General features: G+C 61.1%; 25 protein-coding genes. 11 read left to right on the plus strand and 14 right to left on the minus strand.

Features of this window, described 5'->3' with window-relative positions; translation table 11 throughout:
• Window positions 1–2 precede the first annotated feature (2 nt).
• From FBY02_RS15080 to panM, 4 genes are all read right to left on the minus strand, one after another.
• Entirely contained in the window at window positions 3–275 is a 273-nt protein-coding gene (locus tag FBY02_RS15080; RefSeq protein ID WP_144928824.1) for an oxidative damage protection protein, read from the minus strand.
• The gene (mutY, locus tag FBY02_RS15085) at window positions 272–1,339 is read right to left on the minus strand and encodes an A/G-specific adenine glycosylase (protein ID WP_144928826.1); all 1,068 of its coding nucleotides are present in this window, start codon (window positions 1,337–1,339) and stop codon (window positions 272–274) included. The genes FBY02_RS15080 and mutY overlap by 4 nt, the downstream gene beginning before the upstream one ends.
• Complete coding sequence (locus FBY02_RS15090) at window positions 1,336–3,561, minus strand: AsmA family protein (RefSeq protein ID WP_144928828.1); 2,226 nt, start codon at window positions 3,559–3,561, stop codon at window positions 1,336–1,338. The genes mutY and FBY02_RS15090 overlap by 4 nt, the downstream gene beginning before the upstream one ends.
• A 92-nt stretch (window positions 3,562–3,653) precedes the next feature.
• The gene (panM, locus tag FBY02_RS15095) at window positions 3,654–4,052 is read right to left on the minus strand and encodes an aspartate 1-decarboxylase autocleavage activator PanM (protein WP_144928830.1); all 399 of its coding nucleotides are present in this window, start codon (window positions 4,050–4,052) and stop codon (window positions 3,654–3,656) included.
• A 261-nt stretch (window positions 4,053–4,313) separates the two neighbouring features.
• Between panM and FBY02_RS15100 the strand changes: the two genes are divergently transcribed.
• The 6 genes from FBY02_RS15100 to hisF all read left to right on the plus strand — a co-directional run bounded on the left by FBY02_RS15100 (window position 4,314) and on the right by hisF (window position 9,431).
• The gene (locus FBY02_RS15100; RefSeq protein WP_047699834.1) at window positions 4,314–5,975 is read left to right on the plus strand and encodes an OFA family MFS transporter; all 1,662 of its coding nucleotides are present in this window, start codon (window positions 4,314–4,316) and stop codon (window positions 5,973–5,975) included.
• A gap of 269 nt (window positions 5,976–6,244) precedes the next feature.
• Window positions 6,245–6,838 carry an imidazoleglycerol-phosphate dehydratase HisB gene (gene hisB / locus FBY02_RS15105; RefSeq protein ID WP_003186751.1) on the plus strand — a complete coding sequence of 198 codons (594 nt, stop codon included), beginning with the start codon at window positions 6,245–6,247 and terminating at the stop codon, window positions 6,836–6,838.
• Window positions 6,838–7,476: an imidazole glycerol phosphate synthase subunit HisH gene (gene hisH, locus FBY02_RS15110; protein ID WP_144928833.1), complete on the plus strand. Its 639-nt coding sequence runs from the start codon at window positions 6,838–6,840 to the stop codon at window positions 7,474–7,476. Before hisB ends, hisH begins: the two co-directional genes overlap by 1 nt.
• On the plus strand, window positions 7,476–7,733 hold the full coding sequence (locus FBY02_RS15115) for a DUF2164 domain-containing protein (RefSeq protein WP_047699830.1): 258 nt from the start codon (window positions 7,476–7,478) through the stop codon (window positions 7,731–7,733). The genes hisH and FBY02_RS15115 overlap by 1 nt, the downstream gene beginning before the upstream one ends.
• 93 nt (window positions 7,734–7,826) lie before the next feature.
• Window positions 7,827–8,576 carry a 1-(5-phosphoribosyl)-5-[(5-phosphoribosylamino)methylideneamino]imidazole-4-carboxamide isomerase gene (gene hisA, locus FBY02_RS15120; protein WP_144928835.1) on the plus strand — a complete coding sequence of 250 codons (750 nt, stop codon included), beginning with the start codon at window positions 7,827–7,829 and terminating at the stop codon, window positions 8,574–8,576.
• A gap of 84 nt (window positions 8,577–8,660) precedes the next feature.
• Complete coding sequence (gene hisF / locus FBY02_RS15125; protein ID WP_144928837.1) at window positions 8,661–9,431, plus strand: imidazole glycerol phosphate synthase subunit HisF; 771 nt, start codon at window positions 8,661–8,663, stop codon at window positions 9,429–9,431.
• 29 nt (window positions 9,432–9,460) lie between these two features.
• On the opposite strand, the gene FBY02_RS15130 is transcribed toward hisF, so the two are convergent.
• Window positions 9,461–10,972 carry a serine protease gene (locus FBY02_RS15130; protein ID WP_144928839.1) on the minus strand — a complete coding sequence of 504 codons (1,512 nt, stop codon included), beginning with the start codon at window positions 10,970–10,972 and terminating at the stop codon, window positions 9,461–9,463.
• Window positions 10,973–11,188: 216 nt separating this feature from the next.
• Between FBY02_RS15130 and FBY02_RS15135 the strand changes: the two genes are divergently transcribed.
• On the plus strand, window positions 11,189–11,935 hold the full coding sequence (locus tag FBY02_RS15135) for an ABC transporter substrate-binding protein (protein WP_144928841.1): 747 nt from the start codon (window positions 11,189–11,191) through the stop codon (window positions 11,933–11,935).
• A gap of 210 nt (window positions 11,936–12,145) precedes the next feature.
• On the opposite strand, the gene FBY02_RS15140 is transcribed toward FBY02_RS15135, so the two are convergent.
• The 4 genes from FBY02_RS15140 to gpmI form a co-directional block, all read right to left on the minus strand.
• Window positions 12,146–12,928: a divergent polysaccharide deacetylase family protein gene (locus tag FBY02_RS15140; protein WP_144928843.1), complete on the minus strand. Its 783-nt coding sequence runs from the start codon at window positions 12,926–12,928 to the stop codon at window positions 12,146–12,148.
• A gap of 1 nt (window position 12,929) precedes the next feature.
• Window positions 12,930–14,246, minus strand: a complete 1,317-nt coding sequence (locus FBY02_RS15145; protein ID WP_144928845.1) for a S41 family peptidase — start codon at window positions 14,244–14,246, stop codon at window positions 12,930–12,932.
• A 32-nt stretch (window positions 14,247–14,278) separates the two neighbouring features.
• Entirely contained in the window at window positions 14,279–15,571 is a 1,293-nt protein-coding gene (locus FBY02_RS15150; RefSeq protein ID WP_144928847.1) for a murein hydrolase activator EnvC, read from the minus strand.
• Window positions 15,572–15,797: 226 nt separating this feature from the next.
• On the minus strand, window positions 15,798–17,327 hold the full coding sequence (gpmI, locus tag FBY02_RS15155; RefSeq protein WP_144928849.1) for a 2,3-bisphosphoglycerate-independent phosphoglycerate mutase: 1,530 nt from the start codon (window positions 17,325–17,327) through the stop codon (window positions 15,798–15,800).
• Window positions 17,328–17,479: 152 nt separating this feature from the next.
• Here gpmI and FBY02_RS15160 point away from each other — a divergent pair, with 152 nt between their 5' ends.
• Genes FBY02_RS15160 through secB form a run of 3 tightly spaced genes read left to right on the plus strand, consistent with a single transcriptional unit; the run spans window position 17,480 to window position 18,668 of the window.
• Window positions 17,480–17,893, plus strand: coding sequence for a rhodanese-like domain-containing protein (locus FBY02_RS15160; protein WP_041024715.1), 414 nt, complete (start codon window positions 17,480–17,482; stop codon window positions 17,891–17,893).
• A gap of 1 nt (window position 17,894) precedes the next feature.
• Entirely contained in the window at window positions 17,895–18,149 is a 255-nt protein-coding gene (gene grxC, locus FBY02_RS15165; RefSeq protein ID WP_144928851.1) for a glutaredoxin 3, read from the plus strand.
• A 36-nt stretch (window positions 18,150–18,185) separates the two neighbouring features.
• Window positions 18,186–18,668, plus strand: coding sequence for a protein-export chaperone SecB (gene secB, locus FBY02_RS15170; protein WP_047699815.1), 483 nt, complete (start codon window positions 18,186–18,188; stop codon window positions 18,666–18,668).
• A gap of 132 nt (window positions 18,669–18,800) precedes the next feature.
• Here the strand turns inward: secB and trmL are convergent, their stop codons facing one another.
• A complete protein-coding gene (gene trmL, locus FBY02_RS15175) occupies window positions 18,801–19,256 on the minus strand; it encodes a tRNA (uridine(34)/cytosine(34)/5-carboxymethylaminomethyluridine(34)-2'-O)-methyltransferase TrmL (protein WP_046064092.1) in 456 nt (151 codons plus the stop codon).
• Here trmL and FBY02_RS15180 point away from each other — a divergent pair.
• Window positions 19,255–19,695, plus strand: coding sequence for a hypothetical protein (locus FBY02_RS15180; protein WP_144928853.1), 441 nt, complete (start codon window positions 19,255–19,257; stop codon window positions 19,693–19,695). The genes trmL and FBY02_RS15180 overlap by 2 nt on opposite strands.
• A gap of 473 nt (window positions 19,696–20,168) precedes the next feature.
• Here the strand turns inward: FBY02_RS15180 and ntrC are convergent, their stop codons facing one another.
• The 4 genes from ntrC to FBY02_RS15200 form a co-directional block, all read right to left on the minus strand.
• Window positions 20,169–21,605: a nitrogen regulation protein NR(I) gene (gene ntrC, locus FBY02_RS15185; protein WP_047699810.1), complete on the minus strand. Its 1,437-nt coding sequence runs from the start codon at window positions 21,603–21,605 to the stop codon at window positions 20,169–20,171.
• Window positions 21,602–22,687: a nitrogen regulation protein NR(II) gene (glnL, locus tag FBY02_RS15190; protein ID WP_024778068.1), complete on the minus strand. Its 1,086-nt coding sequence runs from the start codon at window positions 22,685–22,687 to the stop codon at window positions 21,602–21,604. Before glnL ends, ntrC begins: the two co-directional genes overlap by 4 nt.
• 256 nt (window positions 22,688–22,943) lie before the next feature.
• The gene (locus tag FBY02_RS15195) at window positions 22,944–23,564 is read right to left on the minus strand and encodes a DUF4124 domain-containing protein (protein ID WP_144928855.1); all 621 of its coding nucleotides are present in this window, start codon (window positions 23,562–23,564) and stop codon (window positions 22,944–22,946) included.
• Window positions 23,561–24,076 (minus strand): DUF4124 domain-containing protein, encoded by a 516-nt coding sequence (locus FBY02_RS15200; protein ID WP_144928857.1) that lies wholly within the window; start codon window positions 24,074–24,076, stop codon window positions 23,561–23,563. Before FBY02_RS15200 ends, FBY02_RS15195 begins: the two co-directional genes overlap by 4 nt.
• Window positions 24,077–24,190 lie beyond the last annotated feature (114 nt).

A 24,190-nucleotide genomic window follows, 5' to 3' on the forward strand; every position in this document is an offset into this window, starting at 1 on the left:
GCTTATTCGGACGGCGGCACGTAGCCTTCGGCCTTGGCATATTCTTCGCCGGAAAAGAACTTCGCCATTTCGCCCTGAAGGTATTTGCGGTCGTCGGCGTTCATCATGTTCAGGCGTTTTTCGTTGATCAGTAGCGTCTGGTGTTTCTGCCAGTCGCCCCAGGCCTTGGCCGAGACGTTGTCGTAGATATCCTGGCCGATGGGACCCGGGAAGGGGGCTCGTTCCAGGGCGGGCAGTTCTTCTTTGTATTTACGGCACATGATGGTGCGGGTCATGACAGCTCTCCTGCGTTCAATACGGCGGCCGCGCGCTCGAGCAAGGTTTTGACCGGGGCGGCCAGGCCCAGGCGCGGTGGGGTGGCGAGGTTATACCAGAGCCAGTCGGCCTCGGCCACGTGATGGCCGTTTTCCCGAACCTGGACCAACCAGGGTTCGATTGCCAACTGGAAGTGGCTGAAGGTATGTACCAGGCCGGGCATCTCCTGCTGCTGGCCCAGCTCCAGGGCATGTTGCAGGGCCAGGTGCTGAAGGTCGTCGAGGTCGTCGAGTTCCGGCAGGCTCCACAATCCGCCCCACAGGCCGGTGGAAGGGCGACGATAAAGCAGGATGGCGCCTTCACGGTTGGCCAGCATTGGCATCAGCGTGCGTTTCTTGGGGACCTCCTTGCGCGGCTTGGGGATCGGGTAGCGGGTTTCCAGGCCCAGCATGTGGGCTTCGCAACCTGACTTGAGAGGGCAGAGCAGGCAGCTGGGCTTGCTGCGGGTGCAGAGCGTGGCGCCCAGGTCCATCATCGCCTGGGTATAGGCGTTGACCCTGTCCTGTGGGGTGAAGCGCTCGGCGGTGGCCCACAGTTGCTTGGCGACCTTGGGTTCGCCCGGGTAGCCTTCCTGGGCCGTAAAGCGCGCCAGCACCCGCTTGACGTTGCCATCGAGGATTGGCGCCCGCAGGCCCATACTGATGCTGGCGATGGCGCCGGCGGTAGACAGGCCGATCCCCGGTAGTTCGGTGAGTTTTTCCACATCCCGGGGGAATTCACCGCCGTACTGGTCGACGACGATCTTTGCGGTCTTTTGCAGGTTGCGCGCGCGGGTGTAATAGCCCAGGCCGGTCCACAGGTGCAGTACTTCGTCTTCCGGCGCGGCGGCCAGGGCTTCGACGGTCGGCAGTGAGGCCATGAAGCGGTCGAAGTAATTGAGCACGGTGCTGACCTGGGTCTGCTGCAGCATGATTTCTGAGACCCACACCCGGTACGGAGTGATGCCTTGTTGCCAAGGCAGGTCGTGACGCCCGTGGCGGTCGAACCAGTCCAGGACAGCGGAGGAAAACTGCTCGGCTCTCATCGTTTGAACAGCCCCTTGAGCGCGTCCTTCAGCTCGGGACTGACCTTATCGCCCAGCTTCTCGTCGATCTTGTCGCCGAGACGGTCGCCGGCCAGTTTTGCCGCCACCTTGCCCAGCCCGTCGTTGTCCAGACGGCACGCCTTGGCGCCGAGTTCCAGCGGGCCACGGCAGCGCAGCGGCCATTCGACGTCGACGTAGCGTTCGTTGACCTGGCAGGCCGGGTCGGGCATATCGCTCTTGTCACCTTCGACGATGACGCCGACGCGGTAATCCATGCCGAGCACGCGCAGGTCGATGTCACCGTTGCCGTTGACGGCCATGCCGGGGATGCGGACTTTCAGGTCCGGGTTGTTGGCCACGCCGTTGTGGAAGGTCAGGTTGCCGTCGAGTTGCTGGAACGACGTGTCCTTGCCCCGAGGTTCGCCGCTGAGGCTCTTGCGGTTCAGTAGGGCGATGCCCTTGCACAGTTGTTGTTCGAGGTTGGCGTTGAGCAGCACACCGTCGTTGATGACGAATCCGGCGTTGCCGTTCAGGCTTTCGATCAAGGCTTTCTGGCTGTTGCCGCTGGCGGTGACGGCGCTGTTGAGTGTCACCAGTCCCTTGACCGGCGGATTCTTGCCCTGGCTCTCGATGATTTTCTCGGCGGGCACCCGGTTGATCCGGGTTTGCAGGCTCAACTGCGGCGTGGGCTGGCGTACATCCAGCGTGCCCTTGGCTTCGAAGTTGCCGTTGAACAGATCGCCCCGCAGGTTCTCCAGGGTCAACAGGCCGCCCTGGCCGGTGGCCTTGAGGGCCGCATCCTGGATCGGCAGCTTGTCGAGGGTCAACAGGCCGAAAGTCAGGTCGGCATCGAGGTCCAGCTTGCTCAGACGCTCCACCGGAAAGAGCCGGTCGTTGCTCCAGGCGCCCTGGGTCGGGGCGTTCGGCAACGGCGTGGTGCCGGCGCCGGCCATGGCGCTGGCCTCGGTGTTGCTGACTTCCTCCTCGCGGGCGGCCTTGGCGCTGTTGGTCTCGGCGGACTTTGGCGGCAGGTAGCGATCAACGTTGAACGTGTCGGCCTTGAGTTGCGCGCGTAGGGACTGCTTGGCGAAGTCTTCCACGGCGATACGGCCGCTGAAGCTGCTGTCGTCGACCTTCAGATTGATATTGTTGAATTCGACGCTGCTGGGTGTACCGGCGATGCGGCTGACCAGTTCGACCTTGGTCAGGCTGCCTTCGCCCATGGCCGGCAGTTTCTGGCCGATGCTGTCGACGAAGTTCGCCAGGTCGAACTGGGCGATCGATACGCCGCCGTTCAACTGCGGGGTCTTGTCGAGGTCGTTGACCTTCAGCTCGCCCAGGGCACGCAACTGGTTCAGGGACAGCTTGATACCGGTCCATTCGGCAACGTTCGCGGCCCTGTCCAGGAACAGCTGGCCCTGGGCGTTGAAATTCAGGATCTTGCCCTGTAGCGGATCGCCGGTGACTTCGCCGGACAGTTTCAGGTCTTCGAACTTGTAGCGCTGCAAGGCGCGTTCGAAGCGCAGTTCGCCGGTGACCTCGGTTCGCACGCGTACGGCTGGCTGGCTGCTGGACAGGAAGGCGGTCAATTTGACCGGGATGTTGGTGGAGTCGTGGACCGCGCCGGTGCTCAGTTGGATACTTTCGGCGCTGAACTGCTTGCCGGTCTGCTCGTCGGTGTATTCGACCCGGGCGTTGTTCACGGTCAGGCTGTCGATGTCCAGGCGGGTCGGCTGGGTTGGTTTTTCCGCCGGGGTACTGGCCGGCGGAGCAGGCTGCTCGGCCGGTGCCGGCGTGCCTGCTGTGGTTGAGGATGCGGGGGGCTTGCCAATATCTTCCCAGTTGCCGTGGCCGTTCTTGTCACGGTTGAGGCGCAGGTTCAGGCCTTCGACCCGCACGTCGCTCATCTGTACTTCCCGGCGTAACAGCGGCATTACCCGTACGGAAAGACCGAGCATCTGCAGGTCGGCAAAAGGTTGTGTCGGGTTGGCCAGCGTAGCGACGCTGGCTTCGTGCAGTTCCAGGCCCAACCATGGGAACAGGCTCCAGCCGATGTCGCCATTGAGGGTCAGCTCAATGTGGGCCTTGTCGCGGGCTATCTGGCGGATCTCTTCCTTATAGTCGTTGGGATCGAAGAGGTGGGTCAGGGCGAAGCCCAAGGCCACAATGATCAGCAACAGCCCGAGAAGTACCAGACCCAGGATTTTGCCGAACGCTTTCATGGGCGAGTCCTTATAGGTTGAGTTCAGAATTGGCCTGCGAGTATAACGCCGTGGATTGCTGGTGCGTTGGGGTGATCGTTTTTCCGTGGCGCTCAACCTTCGTCCAGCGTCAACTTCAACTTGGCTGCCAGGGCCTGGGCCATCAGATGCCCGGCAGGGGCCAGCAGCCGCAGTTCGGCACCCTCTTGCCGGGCCATCCGCTGTGCTTCGCCGACCAGTCGCTCTGCTACGCCACGACGACGGGTCAAGCTTCGTACGCACATCTGAGACAAGTGCCAGACGTTCTGGTGCCGTTGCAGGCGTGCGGCGCCGAGCAGTCGATCGTTGAAGCGCGCCGCGATCAAAGAGCCATCCTGCAGGTAATTCTGAATCAACCGAGTGGCGTCGCGGAACGGCTCGAGCAGCCAGGGCGGGGCGTCCAGGTAGATTTTATGCAGGTCCTGCCGATCCTGGCCGGTGGCTTCAATCAGCTGCTCGACGACAATGGGCATGGAAGCTCCTGAAAAATAAATGACTTTTGCCCTATAGAAAGCAAACAGGGGTGCGATAAGACAGATGACGTGAAAAAGGTGATGTCACTTTGGTTTTTCTGTCACGAGCAAATGGTAACCTTTACCCGTTCGCCCGTCCTTCTGCGACTTGATGTCACACCGACGGGGAGCTTCACCAGAAAATACAGTCGCGCCTGCGTGCAAATAAGGCTGAGGGTGATGCGTGGCTGGCGGACCATTCTAACAATTGGGGGATACACAATGAGCACGAGCATCACGGCCGGCGGCGTTGCCGACCAGCCTGCGTTCCTTTCCAAGGAACGTATCATCGCCAAGTCCGGTTTCAACCGGTGGCTGGTTCCACCGGCGGCGCTGGCCATTCACCTGTGCATCGGCATGGCCTACGGCTTCTCGGTGTTCTGGTTGCCGCTGTCCAAGGCCTTGGGTATCACCAAACCGGTGGCTTGCGCACCCGACATGAGCTTCATCTCACAAGTCTTTTCATCCCAGTGCGACTGGCCGATCTCGATGCTCGGCTGGATCTACACCCTGTTCTTCATCTTCCTGGGGTGCTCGGCAGCCATCTGGGGTGGCTGGCTGGAACACGCCGGGCCACGCAAGGCTGGTGTCGTGTCGGCCTTGTGCTGGTGCGGTGGCCTGCTGATTTCCGCGTTGGGTATTTATACCCATCAGATCTGGCTGATGTGGGTCGGTTCCGGCGTGATCGGCGGTATCGGCCTGGGGTTGGGCTACATCTCCCCGGTGTCCACCTTGATCAAATGGTTCCCGGATAAGCGCGGCATGGCGACTGGCATGGCGATCATGGGCTTCGGCGGCGGTGCGATGGTCGGTGCTCCGCTGGCTGCAGCGCTGATGAACCATTTCGCTTCGCCGACCGGCGTGGGCGTCTGGCAGAGCTTCCTGGTCATGGCCGCGATCTATTTCGTGTTCATGATCGGTGGTGCCTTGTCGTACCGCGTGCCACCGACCGGCTGGAAGCCTGAAGGTTGGACTCCGGCGCCGAAGAAAGCCGCGAACGCGATGATCACCCATCGCCACGTTCACGTGAACGTCGCCTGGAAAACCCCGCAGTTCCGCCTGGTATGGCTGGTACTGTGCCTGAACGTATCCGCCGGTATCGGCATCCTGGGCATGGCTTCGCCACTGCTGCAGGAAGTGTTCGGCGGTAAATTGCTCGGCAACGACCTGCCTTTCGGTCAACTGGATGCCACGCAACTGGCCCAGATCGCCGCCATCGCCGCCGGCTTCACCGGTCTGCTGAGCCTGTTCAACATCGGCGGGCGGTTCTTCTGGGCATCCTTCTCGGATTACCTGGGCCGCAAGAACACCTACTTCGTGTTCTTCGCCCTGGGTGTTGCCCTGTACTCGCTGATTCCGAACCTCGGTCACCTGGGCAGCATCGCGCTGTTCGTGGCGGCGTTCTGCATCATTCTGTCGATGTACGGCGGCGGTTTCGCCACTGTACCGGCCTACCTGGCGGACCTGTTCGGTACGCAAATGGTCGGCGCGATCCACGGTCGCCTGCTGACCGCCTGGGCTGCGGCCGGCGTGCTGGGTCCGGTGCTGGTGAACTACCTGCGTGAATATCAGCTGAGCATTGGCGTTGAACGCGCCGCGGCCTATGACATCACCCTGTACATCCTCGCCGGTCTGCTGGTGCTGGGCTTCTTGTGCAACCTGATGGTTCGTCCGGTCGCGGACAAATACTTCATGACCGACGCTGAACTGGCCGCCGAACAGGCGTTGGGCCATGACAAAGGCGCCGACAGCACCACTTCCCTGGAGTGGAAAGCCGCACCGGGCACCAAGCTCCTGGCGGTCGCCGCCTGGCTGGTGGTGGGCATTCCGTTGGCGTGGGGTGTGTGGGTGACCCTGCAGAAAACGGCGGTGTTGTTCCACTAATAGTTGAACAAACGCTGCGTTCCTTGTGGGAGCGAGCCTGCTCGCGATGAGGCAGTGTCAGTCGACATCTTAGTCGGCTGACCCACCGCTATCGCGAGCAGGCTCGCTCCCACATTGTTTTTGGGTCTGTCCATTTGCTTGTATGGACATGTCTATCCCCGATAACTCGGCATCCAGCCCGTCAGTCATATCACCGTTCATGTTTCTGTTTGTCGCTCGCGCCCCTATAATGGATGCCTTTTTCGCCCAATGATTTTGCGGAGCTGGTGATGGCCGAACGTAAGGCGTCTGTCGAGCGTGACACTCTGGAAACCCAGATCAAAGCCTCGATCAACCTGGATGGCACCGGAAAGGCCCGGTTTGATATCGGCGTGCCTTTTCTTGAGCACATGCTGGACCAGATCGCCCGTCATGGGCTGATCGACCTGGACATCGTCAGCAAGGGTGACCTGCATATCGACGACCACCATACGGTGGAAGATGTTGGCATCACCTTGGGCCAGGCCTTTACCAAAGCCATCGGCGACAAGAAGGGCATCCGTCGCTACGGTCATGCCTATGTGCCGCTCGATGAAGCACTGTCGCGGGTGGTCATCGATTTCTCCGGTCGTCCGGGCCTGCAGATGCACGTGCCGTACACCCGCGCCACCGTCGGCGGCTTCGATGTCGACCTGTTCCAGGAGTTCTTCCAGGGCTTCGTCAACCACGCCAACGTGACCCTGCACATCGACAACCTGCGCGGGCACAACACCCATCACCAGATCGAAACCGTGTTCAAGGCTTTCGGCCGCGCCTTGCGCATGGCCGTCGAGCTCGATGACCGCATGGCCGGGCAGATGCCCTCCACCAAGGGCGTCCTGTAATGCAGACGGTTGCGGTTATCGACTACGGTATGGGCAATCTGCACTCGGTGGCCAAGGCCCTTGAGCATGTGGGCGCTGGCAAGGTCCTGATCACCAGCGATGCCGACGTGATTCGCGAAGCCGACCGGGTGGTATTCCCCGGTGTCGGTGCGATTCGCGACTGCATGGCCGAGATCCGCCGCCTGGGCTTCGACGCGCTGGTCCACGAAATCAGCCAGGATCGTCCGTTCCTGGGCATCTGCGTGGGCATGCAGGCTCTGCTCGAGCGCAGCGAAGAGAACAGCGGTGTCGATTGCATCGGCATGTTCCCGGGCCAGGTGAAGTTCTTCGGCAAGGACCTGCATGAAGACGCCGAACACCTGAAAGTCCCGCACATGGGCTGGAACGAAGTGAAGCAGGCGGTGGACCACCCGCTGTGGCACAACATCCCGGACCTGGCGCGCTTCTACTTCGTGCACAGCTACTACATCGCGGCCGGCAATGCGCGGCAGGTGGTGGGCAGCGGTCACTATGGCGTCGATTTCGCCGCAGCCCTGGCCGACGGGTCGCGATTCGCCGTGCAGTTCCACCCGGAGAAGAGCCACACCCATGGCCTGCAACTGCTGCAGAATTTCGTCGCGTGGGACGGCCGCTGGTAATGGCACGCAAGAAGCCGCCCATCCTCAGCCTCACGCCCGAGCAGGAGAGTGAGGCCAACCGCAAGATCCAGCGGTTCATGGAGGAGCGTTTCGAATTGGACCTGGGTTCGTTCGAGGCGGCGGAAATTCTTGACCTGTTTACCCGCGAAATTGCTCCGCACTATTACAACAGGGCGATTTTCGACGTGCAGGCGCACCTTAAGGAAAGGTTCGAAAGCATCGAAAGCGACCTGTGGGCACTCGAAAAAAGCAGTTGAGAGCTTCAAGCTTCAAGCTGCAAGAGAGAAACATAAACGCATGCTTGCAGCTTGTGGCTCGCAGCTTGTGGCTCTTTTGACGAAGGAAAAAGCATGCTGATTATCCCCGCTATCGATCTCAAGGACGGCGCTTGCGTACGTCTGCGTCAAGGCCGGATGGAAGATTCCACGGTATTTTCCGATGATCCGGTGAGCATGGCCGCCAAGTGGGTGGAAGGTGGCTGCCGCCGCCTGCATCTGGTCGACCTGAACGGCGCCTTCGAAGGGCAGCCGGTGAACGGTGAAGTGGTTACCGCCATCGCCAGGCGCTACCCGAACCTGCCAATCCAGATCGGCGGCGGTATTCGCTCGCTGGAAACCATCGAGCACTACGTCAAGGCCGGCGTCAGCTATGTGATCATCGGCACCAAGGCCGTCAAGGAGCCTGAGTTCGTCGCCGAAGCCTGCCGCGCCTTCCCGGGCAAGGTCATCGTCGGCCTGGACGCCAAGGACGGTTTCGTCGCCACTGACGGCTGGGCCGAAGTCAGCACCGTGCAGGTGATCGACCTGGCCAAGCGCTTCGAGGCTGACGGCGTGTCTGCCATCGTCTACACCGACATCGCCAAAGACGGCATGATGCAGGGCTGCAACGTCCCGTTCACCGCCGCCCTGGCCGCCGCCACGAAGATCCCGGTCATCGCCTCCGGCGGTATCCACAACCTGGGCGACATCAAGACACTGCTCGACGCCAAGGCGCCCGGCATCATTGGTGCGATCACGGGCCGCGCTATTTATGAGGGCACGCTGGATGTGGCAGAAGCTCAAGCTTTTTGTGATGGCTATGCGGCCAGCTCCAAGCGGTAAGCTGCAAGCTGCAAGCTAAGGCGCGATCGCAATCCGCTCTTTCTTGCCGCTTGAAGCTTGAAGCTTGCAACTCGAGGACTAACCATGGCACTAGCAAAGCGCATCATTCCCTGCCTGGACGTGGATAACGGCCGGGTGGTCAAGGGCGTCAAGTTCGAGAACATCCGTGACGCCGGCGACCCGGTGGAAATCGCCCGGCGCTACGACGAACAGGGCGCGGACGAGATTACCTTCCTGGACATCACCGCCAGCGTCGATGGCCGCGATACCACGTTGCATACCGTCGAGCGCATGGCCAGCCAGGTGTTCATCCCGCTGACCGTGGGCGGTGGCGTACGCACCGTGCAGGACATCCGCAACCTGCTCAACGCCGGTGCGGACAAGGTGTCGATCAACACTGCGGCCGTGTTCAATCCTGAATTCGTCGGCGAGGCCGCCGAGCGTTTCGGCTCGCAGTGCATTGTCGTGGCGATCGATGCGAAGAAAGTGTCCGGCCCGGGCGAATCTCCGCGCTGGGAAATCTTCACCCACGGCGGCCGCAAGCCCACCGGCCTCGACGCCGTTGAGTGGGCGAAGAAGATGGAAGGCCTGGGCGCCGGTGAGATCCTGCTGACCAGCATGGACCAGGACGGCATGAAGAGTGGTTTCGACCTGGGCGTCACCCGGGCCATCAGTGATGCCCTGGGCATTCCGGTGATTGCCTCCGGTGGTGTCGGCAACCTGCAACATCTGGCCGACGGTATCCTCGAAGGCCACGCCAGCGCGGTGCTGGCGGCAAGCATTTTCCACTTTGGCGAATACACCGTGCCGGAGGCCAAGGCCTACATGGCGCAGCGCGGGATCGTCATTCGCTGAGCCGGTGCCGATAGAACCGATGCCCTGAATCAGGGAGTTGCCGGATCGGCATCTCGCGAGCCTGTCGTGGGCTTCAAGATGTCGATCCTCGGCTCGGATGCCTGTCCTGATTTGTCGTAGGCGATCGTGCAGAGCTTCACCGGCAGTTTTGTATCGTCAAACCGGAGCTCCAGGTAGGTGTGGGTTGCGTATCCGGCATCCTTCGAGCAATCCGTGGTTTCTACCGGACCGAACTTGGCGGCGTAGCTCTGATGTTTTTCGGTGCGTGCCAATTCTACGATGACGCCGGTAGTGATCGATAAATCGGGTTGTGCCGTGGGAAGGTCATCCAGGAGTTCTACTGGCAGAGACAGGCTATTCCTGATGAGTCCGAATTCAGCGCCTTGAGCTGCGGAGTCGACACCGAGGATGCATAGGAAATAGAAACCGGGCTGGCTACCGATCTCTGAGTTTATGAAGCTGTCGTTGGCACTGATCGCGTCACTGTAATGGTGACCACTTTCGCAATCCTTTGCTGTGCGAACGGTTTTATAGCGATAAAAAGCCGTGCTGATGGAAAAGCGGTAATCCCACGTTGGAGTGTGCAGCGTGCCATCGTCTCTTTTCTTCAGCTTCCTGTACCTCGCCGGAGCGTTTGAGTCGGCGCTCACGGTAAAGGCCGGATAGAGCGAGCACGAGGACGACGCATCGCTGGCCAGATGGCCCTGTATGAAGCAACCATTGAGAAGAACCGTCGGATTCCCGTATATATTTTCCGCAATCGCCTTGTAGCTATCGCCTATTCGCGTGCAGGGTGCATCTTCGTCGCAGGGGGTCAGGCCGGCAGCCAGGTTGCCGGTGCCTACCACGCCGATGATCTCGTTCGAATGACGATCAAGAATGGGCCCTCCCGAACTGCCTCCCGCTATGTCCTGACAGCGAGTCATCAAGTTATTTCGCCATACCCATGGGCCTTCAATGATTTCCTGGGCGGGCTGCAAGGTGCAGGCGGCCATGCGCAACGTGGCATTCTCGAAACCGAGTGGGGCGCTCACAATTAAGACATCAGTGTCGTAGGCTGGTTTTTGCTGGGCCAGCTCCAGTGGCTGTATTCCTTCATTGATGAGTTCCTGAAGACTGGTATCCAATTCGACGATGGCCAGATCGACACCTTGCATGCTGCGCCACGCGACTTTTTTCAGTGAATAGGTTTTGAATTGGGGCGTATCGGCAAAGTAATCGAACTGCATGATTCCGCTCACCGGCTTATCCGTCACGATGTTGCCATTGCCTGTTTCGATACAGTGTCCTGAGGTGAGTACATAGGCAGGGGTTGGCCCGGTCAATGAAGGTTCACGTGTGTCGAGAAGCGTTGCGGTACAAGAACCCTTGATGTACAGACGCCCGATACCTCGCCAGTGGTTGTACGATCCATCGGCATTTTCAAGGACCTTCGAGGCCGTGAAGTTCTGCATGTTTTCGCCGTAATCCAAGGGGTGTGCAATTGCGTTTGGAGCCAGCGAGTAAAGCGCGCCAACCAGCAGGAAAAAGAGTGTTTTCATCGAATGATGTCTCTGATTAATTGAACGTAACCGGCAACGGCCGGTGGTTCCAATTAATCAGTTGCAGGCATACGGATGGCGGTAATTAATTACCTCAGCTGCGACATCACGAACACCTATTCTGAGGGGTTGAAAGTGTCACGAAAGTAACGGGCGGTGGACATGTCTGCAGGCCCAAGGCACTCTTGGGCACACCATGGATTGCGGTAGCCCGACATGCTCAAACGTCTCGTTCTTGCCTTTGCCGGTGCCACGCTGATACTCGCAGGCACCGCCAGCGCCGCCGATACGTCACTGGTATTGCTGACGGAGAACTTCCCGCCTTACAACATGGCCAAGAACGGCAAGAACTTCGCCCAGGACGAGAACATCCATGGCATAGCCGTGGATATAGTTCGCGAGATTTTCAAGCGCGCCGATATCAGCTATAGCCTGACGCTGCGTTTTCCCTGGGAACGCATTTACAAACTCGCCCTGGAAAATCCCGGCTACGGTGTGTTTGTCATGGCGCGGTTGCCGGAGCGTGAAGCACTCTTCAAATGGGTTGGCCCCATCGGTCCGGATGACTGGATCATGCTTGCCAGGGCGGACAGCAAGATTGCCCTCGACTCGTTGGCGCAGGCGCGCCAATACAGGATCGGCGCCTACAAGGGCGATGCAATCGCCGAGACGTTGGCCAAGCAGGGATTGAAGCCGATTGTCGTGTTGCGCGATCAGGACAACGCCAGGAAACTGGTCAACGGCCAGATCGACCTGTGGGCCACCGGGGACCCGGCCGGGCGTTACCTGGCACGTCAGGAAGGGGTGAATGATCTCAAGACCGTGCTGCGATTCAACAGTGCCGAGCTGTACCTGGCCTTGAACAAGGACGTGCCAGACGATGTGGTCGCCCGGCTTCAGGCTGCCTTGGATGAGCTGCGCAAGGAAGGGGCGGTGGACGCGATCATGGCGCGGTATCTCTAGACCGTGTCGCCTCCATCGCGAGCAGGCTCCCACAGGCTATTCAGGGCGGACATAAGATTTGAGTTCGCTGAAGATCCAGTGTGGGAGCGGGCTTGCTCGCGAAAGCGGTGGATCAGCTTGCACTGATGTTGAATGTGAGGGCGCCTTCGCGAGCAAGCCCGCTCCCACATTTGGACGGAGTTCACAGGTCCATGTGGGAGCGAGCCGCGGTTACCGATACATTCCATCTTTCCCATGCCCCGCCATCGCCCGATTGCTGCGCAGGCTGATCATCGACTTGATATCGATCCACTCGATGTCCTGGGCCTTGAGCTTGGGTAGTTCGCGTTCGAGCACCGTCAGGGTCTGCGGGTAGGGATGACCGATCATCACGGCCGAGCCCTGGCGGCGGGCCAGGTCGATGGCGGTCTGTAGCTGGTGAGCGATGGCGGCTTCGGTGCGCTCGTCGTCGAGGAATACGTCTCGCGACACACTGGCGAGGCCAATCTTCTGGGCTTCGGCGGCGGCGACGGTCTGGGCGCTGGTGCGGCTGTCGACGAAGAACTTGTGCCGCTGTTGCAATTCCGCCATCAGCCACGCCATGGCCTGGGGCTGGGCGGTCATGCGGCTGCCCATATGGTTGTTGATCCCACTGGTATAGGGCACAGCGGCGAATGCGGCGTCGAGGCGTTTGCCGAGCTCTTCAATCGGTAGCTCAGGATGCCAGGCGAACGGCCCGGTCGCCGGATCCATAGGCATGTGCAGCATGACGATCTTGCCGGCGCGGTGAGCCTCGCGGGCGAACTCGGCGGCGTGGGGCGTGTCGGGCATGATCGCGGTGGCGACCGGGCCGGGAAGCATCAACACCCGGCGATCCCGGGGCAGGTTTTGCCCCAGGTCGTCGATGATCAGGCTCAGGTAGGCTTTGTGCGGTGACACCTCAGGCGTGCCGGGCGCCGCAAAAGCTACGCTCGCCAGGCAGCACAACAGGCCGAGGATGAAACGCCGGCCCATCTCAGCGGCCGGAAGTGATGTTCAGTCCTTTGAGCAGGCTCAGGGCCTGGGCCAGTTGGTAGTCGTCATCCTGCGGCATCGGCTTGCTCTTGCCGCCGGAGCCGCTCGGCTTGTCGGCACCGCCGTTGCCATTGCCCAGGTGACCTTGCAGGTCGGCTTCCTTGAAGTACTCGCTGTCCTGCTCGTTGGTGATCTTGGCCTTGCGCACCTCGATGTCCGGAACGATGCCCTGGGCCTGGATGGAGCGGCCGTTGGGCGTGAAGTACAGCGCAGTGGTGATCTTGAGCGCACGGTCATTGTTCAGCGGCAGCACGGTCTGCACCGAACCCTTGCCGAAACTGGTGGTGCCCATGACCACGCCGCGTTTCTGGTCCTGCAGGGCGCCGGCGACGATTTCCGAGGCCGAGGCACTGCCCCCGTTGATCAACACCACCAGTGGCACGGCTTCGCTGAGGTCGTTGCCGGTGGCCGAGAAGCGCAGCTCGGAGTTGGCGATACGGCCTTTGGTATAGACGATAAGGCCCTTGGTGATGAAGTGATCGACCACTTCCACCGCCGATTGCAGCACGCCGCCGGGGTTGTTGCGCAGGTCCAGGACCAGGCCGTTGAGTTTCTTGCCATTGTCCTTGCGCAGCTTGGCCAGGGCCTTGGCGACTTCTTCGCCGGTCTTGACCTGGAACTGGGTGATGCGGATGTAGCCGTAGCCCGACTCCAGCAACTGGCTCTTCACGCTCTTGACCTGGATCACCGCCCGGGTGAGGGTCACGTCGAACGGCGTGCCGCCATCGCGCACCAGGGTCAGGGTGATCTTCTGGCCGATCTTGCCGCGCATCTTGTCCACGGCTTCGGTCATGCTCTGGCCGCGGGTCGGCTGGCCGTTGATCTTGACGATGAAGTCGCCGGCCTGGATTCCGGCCTTGGAGGCCGGGGTGTCGTCGATCGGCGAGACCACCTTGATGAAGCCGTCTTCGCTGCCGACCTCGATGCCCAGGCCGCCGAACTCGCCACTGGTGCTTTCCTGCAATTCGGCAAAGTCTTCCGGCCCCAGGTAGGCCGAGTGCGGGTCGAGGTTGCTGAGCATGCCCTTGATGGCGTTCTCCAGCAGCATTTTGTCATCCACCGGTTCGACGTAGGCGGCCTTGATCCGGTCCATGACTTCGGCGAAAGTGCGCAGTTCATCCAGCGGCAGCGGGGCCTTGGTGGTCGCGGCCGTGGCGGCAGGCGCGGATGGGGCCGGTCCGGCGGCAAAAGCCAGGGGCGCACCGATCACGAGAGCGATCGTCAGGGCCAGCGAGGTGAGGCGGGACAAATGCAGCATGTCGAACGAACTCCTTAATTGGATGGGCGCGCTTATCCTTGCGCACGACACCATTGGGCCGGGTCACTGGGGCGACCCTGCTGACGAATTGCGAAATACAGTGCGGGCGTATCCTGCCCGCCACTGTTGCCGACCGTGGAGATGGACTCACCGGCCTTGACCACGTCTCCCGCCGACTTGAGCAGCGTCTGGTTATGGCCATACAGACTCAGGTAACCGTTGCCGTGGTCGAGGATCACCAGCAGGCCGGCGCCGCGCAGCCAGTCGGCGAACACCACGCGCCCGCCATGTACGGCATGCACCTGGCTGCCGGCGGATGCACTGATCATCACGCCGTCCCACTTGGTACGGGTGTCGTCGCCGCGGGTTTCACCAAAGCGCGCAAGTAATCGACCATTGACCGGCCATGGAAGTTTGCCCCGGGCGGAAGCAAAGGCGCCGCCGAAGGTTTCGCCATCGCTGGAAACCAGCGCGCCGGGGCTGGATTTCGTCGTTTTGCGCGGGGCGTCGTCCGCGTCCGCATCGGCCTGGGCTTCACGTAAACGCTTTTTTTCCGCTTCCTGCTGGGCGATCAGCGCTTTCTGCCGCGCTTCCTCTGCCTCTCGCGCCTGACGGGCCAGGGTTTCCTCGATGGTTTTCAAAACGTTTGCCAATTCGGCCTGGTCTTGCTCGCGAGCCTTGAGCTTGCTGTCCCGCGCCTTCATGTCGTCATTGAGTTTGGCCAGGGCCACCGCGCGTTCCTTGCGTACTTTCTCGAGCTCTTCGCGCTGGGTGTCGAGGCTGCTTTTCTGCACCAGCAACTGGGCCTGCTGCAGTTCGATGTCCTTTTCGACGTTGGCCAGTTGGCGCAGGGTTTCGTTGAATTTCTTGAGTTGCTCCAGGCGTGCCTGGCTCAGGTAGTCGTAATAGGTGAGGGTGCGGGCGAATTTCTCGGGGTTCTGCTGGTTGAGCAACAGCTTGAGGTACTCCTGACGGCCGCTCTGATAGGCCGCACGGGCCTGGATGGCGATCAGGTGTTGCTGTTCAGTGCGCGCGCTCTGGAGTTTTTTTTTCTCTGCATCGAGCCGCTGCAGCTCGGATTCGCTTTTCTTCAACTCTTTTTGCAGGGCATCGACCTGTTTCTCCAGGTTGCCCATTTCGGTCTCGGTGCCACGCAGCTCTTTCTGTACGCCGGCTTTCTCTTCCTGCAGCTTGCCCAGCAGCTTCTTCAGCTCTGCAATGTCCTGGCGCGTGGCTTCCAACTGTTGTTGGGTTTGCGCGCGCTCGTCAGCGAAGGCCGGTTGGAGCAGGCAGGTCAGAGCGAGGGCTATCAGGACGCGAAGCATAGAGGCGGGCGATACCAGGGAAAGGGACGGCCTAGTATGCCCGCCCCACGCCGCAAAAAAAACGCCCATTTGGGGCTGTGTGATAACTGGCCGGAAAAACACCTCAAAACCAATGTGGGAGCGGGCTTGCTCGCGAAAGCGGTGTGCCAGCCACAGTGATGCAGACTGTCACGGCGTCTTCGCGAGCAAGCCCGCTCCCACCGTCGATTTGCGGTGTTCCAACCAATCAAACCAGAATCGAAGTCCCGGTCATTTCCGCCGGTTTCTCCATCCCCAGCAGCATCAGCATGGTCGGCGCCACGTCAGCCAGCACACCCCCCTCACGGACCTTGAAGTCGCGCTTGCCGACATAGATGAACGGCACCGGCTCGGTGGTGTGGGCGGTGTGGGCCTGTCCGGTGGATTCGTCGGACATCTGCTCGACGTTGCCGTGGTCGGCCGTGATCAGTGCTTCGCCACCGACCTTTTCCAATGCGTCAACGATGCGGCCAACGCAGGTGTCCAGGCATTCCACGGCCTTGACCGCCGCTTCGAACACGCCGCTGTGACCGACCATGTCGCCGTTGGCGTAGTTGACCACGATGACGTCGTAACGCTGGTTTTCAATGGCGTCGACAATCCGGTCGGTGACTTCCGGAGCGCTCATCTCGGGTTGCAGGTCGTAGGTGGCGACTTTCGGCGAGGGGATCAGGATGCGTTCTTCGCCCGGGAACGGTTCTTCGCGCCCGCCCGAGAAAAAGAACGTCACGTGGGCGTACTTCTCGGTCTCGGCGATGCGCAGCTGGGTCTTGCCGTTCTTCGCCAAGTAGTCGCCAAGCACGTTTTCCAGGCTGCCGGCGGCGAAAGCCGAGGGTGCGGGGATGCTGGCGGCGTACTGGGTCAGCATCACGAAACCAGCCAGTTTTGGCTGGCGAGGGCGTTCGAACTCCTTGAAATCGTCTTCGACGAAGACCCGGGTCAGCTCGCGGGCACGGTCGGCGCGGAAGTTCATGAATACCACGGCGTCGCCATCCTCGACCCTGACCGGCTCGCCGATAGTGGTGGCTTTGACGAACTCGTCGCTTTCGCCGCGCTCGTAGGCGGCTTCGAGGCCTTCCTGGGCGGTGGCGGCGTTGAATTCGGCGTTGCCATCGATGATCAGGTTGTAGGCCTGGGCGACACGATCCCAACGGTTGTCGCGGTCCATGGCGTAGTAACGGCCGACGATGCTGGCGATGCGACCCTTGCCGAGCGCCTGGAAGGTGGCGTCCAGCAGCTCGATCGAAGAGGCGGCGCTTTTCGGCGGGGTATCGCGGCCATCGAGGAAGGCGTGCAGGTAGATCTTCTCGGCGCCGCGTTTGAAGGCCAGTTCGGCCATGGCGATCAGGTGGTCTTGGTGGCTGTGCACGCCACCGTCGGACAGCAGGCCCATGAAATGCACGGCTTTGCCGGCGGCCACGGCTTTGTCCACGGCGGCGCAGATGGTCGGGTTCTCGAAGAACTCGCCGTCGCGGATCGCTTTGGTGACGCGAGTGAAGTCCTGATAAACCACGCGGCCCGCGCCGAGGTTCATATGGCCGACTTCGGAGTTACCCATCTGCCCGTCCGGCAGGCCGACGTCCATACCGCTGCCGGAGATCAGGCCGTTCGGCACGGTGGCCCACAGGCGGTCCAGTACAGGCTTGTTGGCCGAATACACAGCGTTGGATTCGTGGCTGTCACTGTGACCGAAGCCGTCGAGAATCATCAGGACCAAAGGTTTAGGCGTGGTAGTCATGGAATCCACTCGTGGCTGGTTAAAAGAAGACGATGGAAAAGGGACGGGCAGTTTAAAGGTAAGTTCCGGTGCCGTCACCGCCGGGCGGGGTTTGGCCGACCCTGAGTGCTGTGTATACTGGCCGACATTTTAACGCCCTGGAACCTCCTTCGATGGTTGCTCACCTGATTGAATTTGCCACTAACCACTACATTCTCGTCGGTATCTTCGTCGTACTGCTGGCATTGCTGGTCGCCCATACGATGCAGGGCGGCGGCCGCAGCCTGAGCACCGCCGAACTGACCGCGCTGGTCAACAAGGATGCCGGCGTGGTGGTGGACATTCGTCCGGGCAAGGAATTCGCCGCAGGTCACATTGTCGGCGCGTTGAACATTCCCCAGGACAAACTGGCCGCGCGTATCGGCGAACTGGAAAAGCACAAGGCCAAGACCATCATCCTGGTCGATGCCATGGGCCAGACGGCCGGTACCCATGCCCGCGAGCTGATGAAATCCGGTTTCACCGCCGCCAAGCTGTCCGGTGGCGTGGCGACCTGGAAAGCCGACAACCTGCCCCTGGTGAAGTGAGATGACCCACGTCGTTGTCTATTCCAGCGATTACTGCCCCTATTGCTCCAGAGCCAAGTTCCTGCTCCAGAACAAGGGCGTGGCTTTCGAAGAGATCAAGGTCGACGGCAAGCCACAGCTGCGCGCCGAGATGACCCGGAAGGCCGGACGCACCTCCGTGCCGCAGATCTGGATCGGCAACACCCACGTGGGCGGTTGCGACGACCTGTATGCCCTGGAGCGCGCCGGCAAGCTCGACGCGTTGCTCCAGGCCTGAATCCCCTGAAGAACCTTAAAGTAAGAAGGATCTGCGATGACTGACCAACAGAACACAGCTGCCAGCGAAGAAGAAGCCGCACCGCAATTCTCCTTGCAGCGCATTTATGTGCGTGACCTATCCTTCGAAGCCCCGAAAAGCCCGGCGATCTTTCGCCAGCAGTGGGAGCCGAGCGTAGGCCTGGACCTGAACACCCGCCAGAAAGCCCTGGAAGAAGACTTCCACGAAGTGGTGCTGACCCTGTCGGTTACCGTGAAGAACGGTGAAGAAGTGGCGTTCATCGCTGAAGTCCAGCAGGCCGGGATCTTCCTGATCAAGAACCTCGATGCCGCTTCGATGAGCCACACCCTGGGCGCGTTCTGCCCGAACATCCTGTTCCCGTACGCCCGTGAAGCGCTGGACAGTCTGGTGACCCGCGGCTCGTTCCCGGCCCTGATGCTGGCCCCGGTGAACTTCGACGCCCTGTACGCCCAAGAGCTGCAGCGCATGCAGGAAGAAGGCGGCGCGACGGTTCAGTAAGCGCGACAGCCGGCTACAAAACCTGTGGGAGCGAGCCTGCTCGCGATAGCGGTGTGTCAGTCAACAGCGATGTTGCTGATCGATCGCCATCGCGAGCAGGCTCGCTCCCACAGAGTTTCTGGCGTTATGAATTCAGGCGAAACCGTTCTGCCGCCACGCCTCGTAGACAGCCACCGCTACCGTGTTGGACAGATTCAGGCTGCGACAGCCTTCGCGCATTGGTAGCCGCAAGCGCTGGTCTGCCGGTAGCGCGTCCAGCACGTCGGCCGGCAGGCCGCGGCTTTCCGGTCCGAACAGGAACGCATCGCCGGCGACGAAACTGGCGTCATGGAAGGGCCGCGAACCCTTGGTGGTGAAGGCAAACAGGCGCGGGTGACCGAGGCTTTCCAGACAACTGGCGAGGTCGGCATGACGTTGCAAGGTGGCATACTCGTGGTAGTCGAGACCGGCTCGGCGCAGGCGCTTGTCGTCCATCTCGAAGCCCAGCGGCTCGATCAAATGCAGGTGGCAGCCGCTGTTGGCGCACAGCCTGATGACATTGCCGGTATTCGGCGGAATTTCCGGTTGAAAAAGGATGACGTGAAACATGCACGGCTCCGATAACAAAGATGATGCGCATTCTACGCTGCAAACCGATGAGCGTTCGAAGCTATTCCCGCGGGTCATGGGCTCGCTGGCAATCTTCGGGATGATGATTGGCCTGATGATCGGCCGCTTGACCAATCCCGAACCGAGCGTGTTGCAGCGGATCGAGGTGGGCGATGGGGTGCTGGTGGCCTGGTTCAACGATGAGCCCAAGCTGCACGGGGAAATCGTCGATGGCTCCGTGGCGCTGTTGTTCGAAGCCGAAGGCTCGGCGCAGAAGGGACAGTTGAAACTCAACGGCAAGGACGTGAACTGGCGGGTGCGCTTGAGTGACAAGGGGTTGCTGCTGACGCTGGTGGCGGCGCGTCCGTTGCGGGGTGAGTGGACCGGCAGCGAGGCGGATGACCGCTGGCGGTTGGAGGTCCGTCTCCAGGAGCAATAAAAGAGGGAAACCTTGACCTGCCTGTATCAAGGCCCCCAAAACGGTGGGCTCGATGAGCCCGGATAAAATGGGGAATCCCCGGCCTGCCTGTACCAAGGTCCCCGAAACTGGGTAGTGATTGGGTTATTGCAGGGGGCGTGCCAATTTTAAATGGCTTGTCACGAAAAACTTTCTGATGTCGCGCAAGGCCCCGTATTCCGGGGCTTTTCGCTTCTCTGGTACAGATTTTTTGTGGTGGCTCGATTGGTTTGGGCCTGAATGAAACGCGCAGTTGCGGTTCGTGGTGCATTGGTGTGGTGCACGGGACTCCAGGGTTTCAACCGGCGCGCTCATGTGGCTGGCGCTGCAGCTTTACTTGTGGGAGCGGGCTTGCCCGCGTATGCGTCATGTCAGCCAACATCAAATTGACTGATATGCCGCTTTCGCGAGCAAGCCCGCTCCCACATGGGTTTTACGCCGGGGTGAAAGGCAATTCAGCCCTCGTCGCTCTCATCATCATCCCCGCCATCGACCTTCATCCCCAATTCCTTGATCTTGCGGGTCAAGGTATTGCGACCCCAGCCCAGCAGCACGGCGGCGTCGCGGCGGCGGCCGGCGGTGTGCTTGAGAGCGGTTTCGATCATGATGCGTTCGAAGCTCGGCACGGCGCTGTCCAGCAGGCTCGACTGGCCACGGGCCAAGGCCTGGTCGGCCCACTGGCGCAGGGCCTGTTCCCAGTTGGTCACCGGGGCCGAATCCTGGGGCAGGCTCAGCAATTCCGGTGGCAGGTCGCCGATATGCACCTCTCGTCCCGAGGCCATGACGGTGATCCAGCGGCAGGTGTTCTCCAGTTGGCGCACGTTGCCGGGCCACGGCAGGTTCTTGAGGTATTCCTCGGTCTCGCTCTTGAGCAGCTTGGGCTCCACCGCCAGTTCCTGAGCGGCACGGCTGAGGAAATGCCTGGCCAGGGTCGGGATGTCTTCGCGACGATCCGCCAGGCGCGGGATATGAATACGGATCACGTTCAGGCGGTGGAACAGGTCTTCCCGGAATTTGCCGGCGTGTACCAGGGTTTCCAGGTTCTGGTGGGTCGCGGCGATGATGCGTACATCGACCTTGACCGGGGTATGGCCGCCCACCCGATAGAACTCGCCGTCCGCCAACACGCGCAACAAACGGGTCTGGGTGTCGGCCGGCATGTCGCCGATCTCGTCGAGGAACAACGTGCCGCCGTCGGCCTGTTCGAAGCGCCCGCGTCGCAGGTTGGCTGCGCCGGTGAATGCGCCTTTCTCGTGACCGAACAGTTCGGACTCCATCAGGTCCTTGGGAATCGCGGCCATGTTCAGCGCAATGAATGGCGACGCTGCCCGTGGACTATGGCGATGCAGGGCATGGGCCACCAGCTCTTTACCGGTGCCGGATTCGCCATTGATCAACACAGTGATATTGGAATGGCTCAGGCGTCCGATGGCGCGAAACACTTCCTGCATCGCCGGCGCTTCGCCGATGATCTCCGGTGTGCGGGCCAGGGCCGGCACTTCTTCCAGGCCCTGTTGTTCCTGGGCGTGCTGGTTGGCGCGCTTGACCAGCGACACCGCTTCATCGACATCGAACGGCTTGGGCAGGTATTCGAAGGCGCCGCCCTGATAGGACGCCACGGCGCTGTCCAGGTCGGAGTGGGCGGTCATGATGATCACCGGCAGCCGGGGATGCTGCTCGCGAATCCGCGCCAGCAGGTCCAGGCCGCTGGCGCCGGGCATGCGGATGTCGGAGATGATGACGTCCGGTTGCTGACGGGCCAGGCGGCTCATCACGCCATCGGCGCTGTCGAAGCTCTGGGTGGTCATGCCTTCCTGTTGCAAGGCTTTTTCCAGGACCCAGCGGATAGAACGGTCGTCATCGACGATCCACACGGTTTCACTACGGCTCATGTCGATGTGGCTCCTTGTTCCAGTGGCAGGAAGATCGAAAAGGTGGTGTGGCCGGGGTGGCTCTCACACTCGATCAGGCCCTGATGCTGACTGATGATGTTCTGGGTAATGGCCAGCCCCAGCCCGGTACCGTCCGGACGGCCGCTGACCATGGGAAAGAAGATGGTTTCCTGCAATTCCGTGGGGATGCCCGGGCCGTTGTCGATGATCTCGATCTTGGTCACCAGGCGATGGCGTACATGGCCGATGGTGAACTGGCGCAAGGCGCGAGTGCGCAGGCTGATGCGGCCCAGGCGCAGCTCGTTCTGGCTGCCGATGGCCTGCATCGCGTTGCGCACGATGTTCAATACGGCCTGGATCATCTGTTCGCGATCGATCAGGACATCGGGAATGCTTGGATCGTAGTCGCGCACCAAGGTGATGCAGCCCTGGCTTTCGGCTTCCACGAGGCTGCCGACGCGCTCCAGTACCTCGTGGACGTTGCATAGAGCCAGGGACGGCAGCTTGTTGGAGCCGAGCATGCGATCCACGAGGTTTCGCAGGCGGTCGGCTTCCTCGATGATGACGTTGGTGTAGTCCTTGAGGCTTTCTTCGGGCAGCTCCCGGGCCAGCAATTGCGCAGCGCCACGGATGCCGCCGAGGGGATTCTTGATTTCATGGGCCAAGCCACGCACCAGCATCTTGCTGGTTTCCTGCTTGGACAATTGCGCCTCTTCCTTGGTGATGCGTAGCAGGCGATCACGAGGGTGGACCTCCAGCAGCAACAGGGTGGCGCCGTTGCTCAGGATCGGGGTTACCGCGTAGTCGACCGTCAGCGTCTGGCCGGTCAGGGCGGTGAGCATCGCTTCACGCTTGGTGAACGGATGAGCCTGCTCCACAGCCTGGCGCAAGGAGTTGAGTGCCTCGGCGGATTCGGTGAACAGCTCGCTGATGAACTGTCCATGGCTGCGCTGGCCGCTGACGGCCAGGAGCATCTCCGCCGCCGGGTTCATGTACTCGAGGCGCAGTTCGGCGTCGAGCAGAATGGTCGCGGTGGTGAGGTTGTCGAGTAGCAAACGGTGTAGTGCGTCGCTGATGGTCATCGGGACCTCTTTTGAAGCGTGGCAATTCGGGGCCGGTCCCAAATTGCGCGCGCGATGTAACGCGCTGATAGAAGGAAAATGCAAAAACCAAACCAAGGCTCCGAAAAGAAGCGTTTAGAGCCTGAAAAGGGCTTCTTTCGCCCGATTGCGTGGCGTTCTGCCAGTTTTTCCGGGTACTTTCGAACCAAAATGGGTTCGCGCCTTGGGTAGAGGTGCAACGATGTGCACCAATATAGTGCGATACCAGGGCGGGGCGTTAGAAGAACGGCAGGATGCTGCTTTCTTCTTCGGGTTTGTCAGCGAGAGGGCATTCGGGGCGCTGGCCGTAGTCAGCCGTGGCGCAAGGCTTGATGCGGCGCTTCTGTGCCAGGGAAATGCGTTGCATGTGGAAGGGCTGGTTGGCGGTGCGTTCGACGATGCGGTCTTGCTCGTCGAGGATTTCTACCGCCAATTGGTGAGTGCCTCGATCGATGTTACTCAAGGCAAACACTGGGCTTGGTCCTGGTTCGCCAGTGGGCCGACCGTCGAGCAGCAGGCGGTAGCGATGACCCTTTTTCAGCCCCGGCTCACTGGTGGCGGTGACGATCAATTCCCCCGCTGTGCTGCGTATCGTCGCGTCCGGTTCCGGGATCAGCAGCCGGAGCATCTCATAATGAAACAGGGGTTTTGGCTGGGCTTCGGCGGTTGGCGCCGCGGTTGCAGCCGCAGGCGGCGTGGACATCCGGTTGCCGGGTGGCAGCTGGACTTTTTTCGCATTGCCGGGGCGCGGTTGATCAGTGAAGACCCGATTGCCCTGGGCGTCGACATAGGTATAGACCTGCGCCATCGCCGGCAAGGCGGCCAGCGACAGGCACAGCGCAAGCACCCGGCGGCTCATGGCTGGTGCACCCGCTGCACGGTAAACGTAACGGTTTCGCTCTGTTGCACAAGGTTTTCCCCATCGATGACCTGAACCGCCAGGCGATGCTCGCCCCGGTCGATGTTAACCAGCTGCAGGCGCGGCACGTTGGAGGGCTGGCCGTAGGGCTGGTCGTCCAGCAGCAGGCGGAACTGATGAGGGCTTTGCAGGCGCGGTTGCGTCCGAACGCCGACGGTGAAGGTGCCATTGTTGGCGCGCAGGGCTTGCTCGGTGGGAATGTCCGTCAGTTCGAGTGTTTCGTAAGCCTTGCGCGGCGCTTCACTGTTGGCGGGAGCTGTCGGCGCATCCGGGCGGGTTGGAGACTGGCGTTCGATGCTGTTGAGCGGCGGCAATTCCACGGTCTGGGCCGGTACGCCTTGGGGCGGCTGGTTGCTATAGGCGGTGTTGCCGTCGGCGTCGGTGTATTTGTAGATCTGGGCTGCTGCGGGCAGCGCCAGTAGCAACAAAACGCCAGGAAAGACACGACCCATAAAAATCGACCGGAAACTGAAAGTGTTGAATGCAGCATAGGACACGGCGGCGATTGGCCCAACCCCAAACGTCCCCACACTGGAATCCCTGTGGGAGCCTGCTCGCGATGGCGA

This window comes from Pseudomonas sp. SJZ078 (assembly GCF_007828255.1).
Lineage (GTDB): Bacteria > Pseudomonadota > Gammaproteobacteria > Pseudomonadales > Pseudomonadaceae > Aquipseudomonas.

Excerpts from the sequence above, each read along its gene's own strand:
- FBY02_RS15080 (WP_144928824.1), bottom strand. The coding sequence starts at position 275 with ATGACCCGCACCATCATGTGCCGTAAATACAAAGAAGAACTGCCCGCC.
- mutY (WP_144928826.1), bottom strand. The coding sequence starts at position 1,339 with ATGAGAGCCGAGCAGTTTTCCTCCGCTGTCCTGGACTGGTTCGACCGC.
- FBY02_RS15090 (WP_144928828.1), bottom strand. The coding sequence starts at position 3,561 with ATGAAAGCGTTCGGCAAAATCCTGGGTCTGGTACTTCTCGGGCTGTTG.
- panM (WP_144928830.1), bottom strand. The coding sequence starts at position 4,052 with ATGCCCATTGTCGTCGAGCAGCTGATTGAAGCCACCGGCCAGGATCGG.
- FBY02_RS15100 (WP_047699834.1), top strand. The coding sequence starts at position 4,314 with ATGAGCACGAGCATCACGGCCGGCGGCGTTGCCGACCAGCCTGCGTTC.
- hisB (WP_003186751.1), top strand. The coding sequence starts at position 6,245 with ATGGCCGAACGTAAGGCGTCTGTCGAGCGTGACACTCTGGAAACCCAG.
- hisH (WP_144928833.1), top strand. The coding sequence starts at position 6,838 with ATGCAGACGGTTGCGGTTATCGACTACGGTATGGGCAATCTGCACTCG.
- FBY02_RS15115 (WP_047699830.1), top strand. The coding sequence starts at position 7,476 with ATGGCACGCAAGAAGCCGCCCATCCTCAGCCTCACGCCCGAGCAGGAG.
- hisA (WP_144928835.1), top strand. The coding sequence starts at position 7,827 with ATGCTGATTATCCCCGCTATCGATCTCAAGGACGGCGCTTGCGTACGT.
- hisF (WP_144928837.1), top strand. The coding sequence starts at position 8,661 with ATGGCACTAGCAAAGCGCATCATTCCCTGCCTGGACGTGGATAACGGC.
- FBY02_RS15130 (WP_144928839.1), bottom strand. The coding sequence starts at position 10,972 with ATGAAAACACTCTTTTTCCTGCTGGTTGGCGCGCTTTACTCGCTGGCT.
- FBY02_RS15135 (WP_144928841.1), top strand. The coding sequence starts at position 11,189 with ATGCTCAAACGTCTCGTTCTTGCCTTTGCCGGTGCCACGCTGATACTC.
- FBY02_RS15140 (WP_144928843.1), bottom strand. The coding sequence starts at position 12,928 with ATGGGCCGGCGTTTCATCCTCGGCCTGTTGTGCTGCCTGGCGAGCGTA.
- FBY02_RS15145 (WP_144928845.1), bottom strand. The coding sequence starts at position 14,246 with ATGCTGCATTTGTCCCGCCTCACCTCGCTGGCCCTGACGATCGCTCTC.
- FBY02_RS15150 (WP_144928847.1), bottom strand. The coding sequence starts at position 15,571 with ATGCTTCGCGTCCTGATAGCCCTCGCTCTGACCTGCCTGCTCCAACCG.
- gpmI (WP_144928849.1), bottom strand. The coding sequence starts at position 17,327 with ATGACTACCACGCCTAAACCTTTGGTCCTGATGATTCTCGACGGCTTC.
- FBY02_RS15160 (WP_041024715.1), top strand. The coding sequence starts at position 17,480 with ATGGTTGCTCACCTGATTGAATTTGCCACTAACCACTACATTCTCGTC.
- grxC (WP_144928851.1), top strand. The coding sequence starts at position 17,895 with ATGACCCACGTCGTTGTCTATTCCAGCGATTACTGCCCCTATTGCTCC.
- secB (WP_047699815.1), top strand. The coding sequence starts at position 18,186 with ATGACTGACCAACAGAACACAGCTGCCAGCGAAGAAGAAGCCGCACCG.
- FBY02_RS15180 (WP_144928853.1), top strand. The coding sequence starts at position 19,255 with ATGCACGGCTCCGATAACAAAGATGATGCGCATTCTACGCTGCAAACC.
- trmL (WP_046064092.1), bottom strand. The coding sequence starts at position 19,256 with ATGTTTCACGTCATCCTTTTTCAACCGGAAATTCCGCCGAATACCGGC.
- ntrC (WP_047699810.1), bottom strand. The coding sequence starts at position 21,605 with ATGAGCCGTAGTGAAACCGTGTGGATCGTCGATGACGACCGTTCTATC.
- glnL (WP_024778068.1), bottom strand. The coding sequence starts at position 22,687 with ATGACCATCAGCGACGCACTACACCGTTTGCTACTCGACAACCTCACC.
- FBY02_RS15195 (WP_144928855.1), bottom strand. The coding sequence starts at position 23,564 with ATGAGCCGCCGGGTGCTTGCGCTGTGCCTGTCGCTGGCCGCCTTGCCG.
- FBY02_RS15200 (WP_144928857.1), bottom strand. The coding sequence starts at position 24,076 with ATGGGTCGTGTCTTTCCTGGCGTTTTGTTGCTACTGGCGCTGCCCGCA.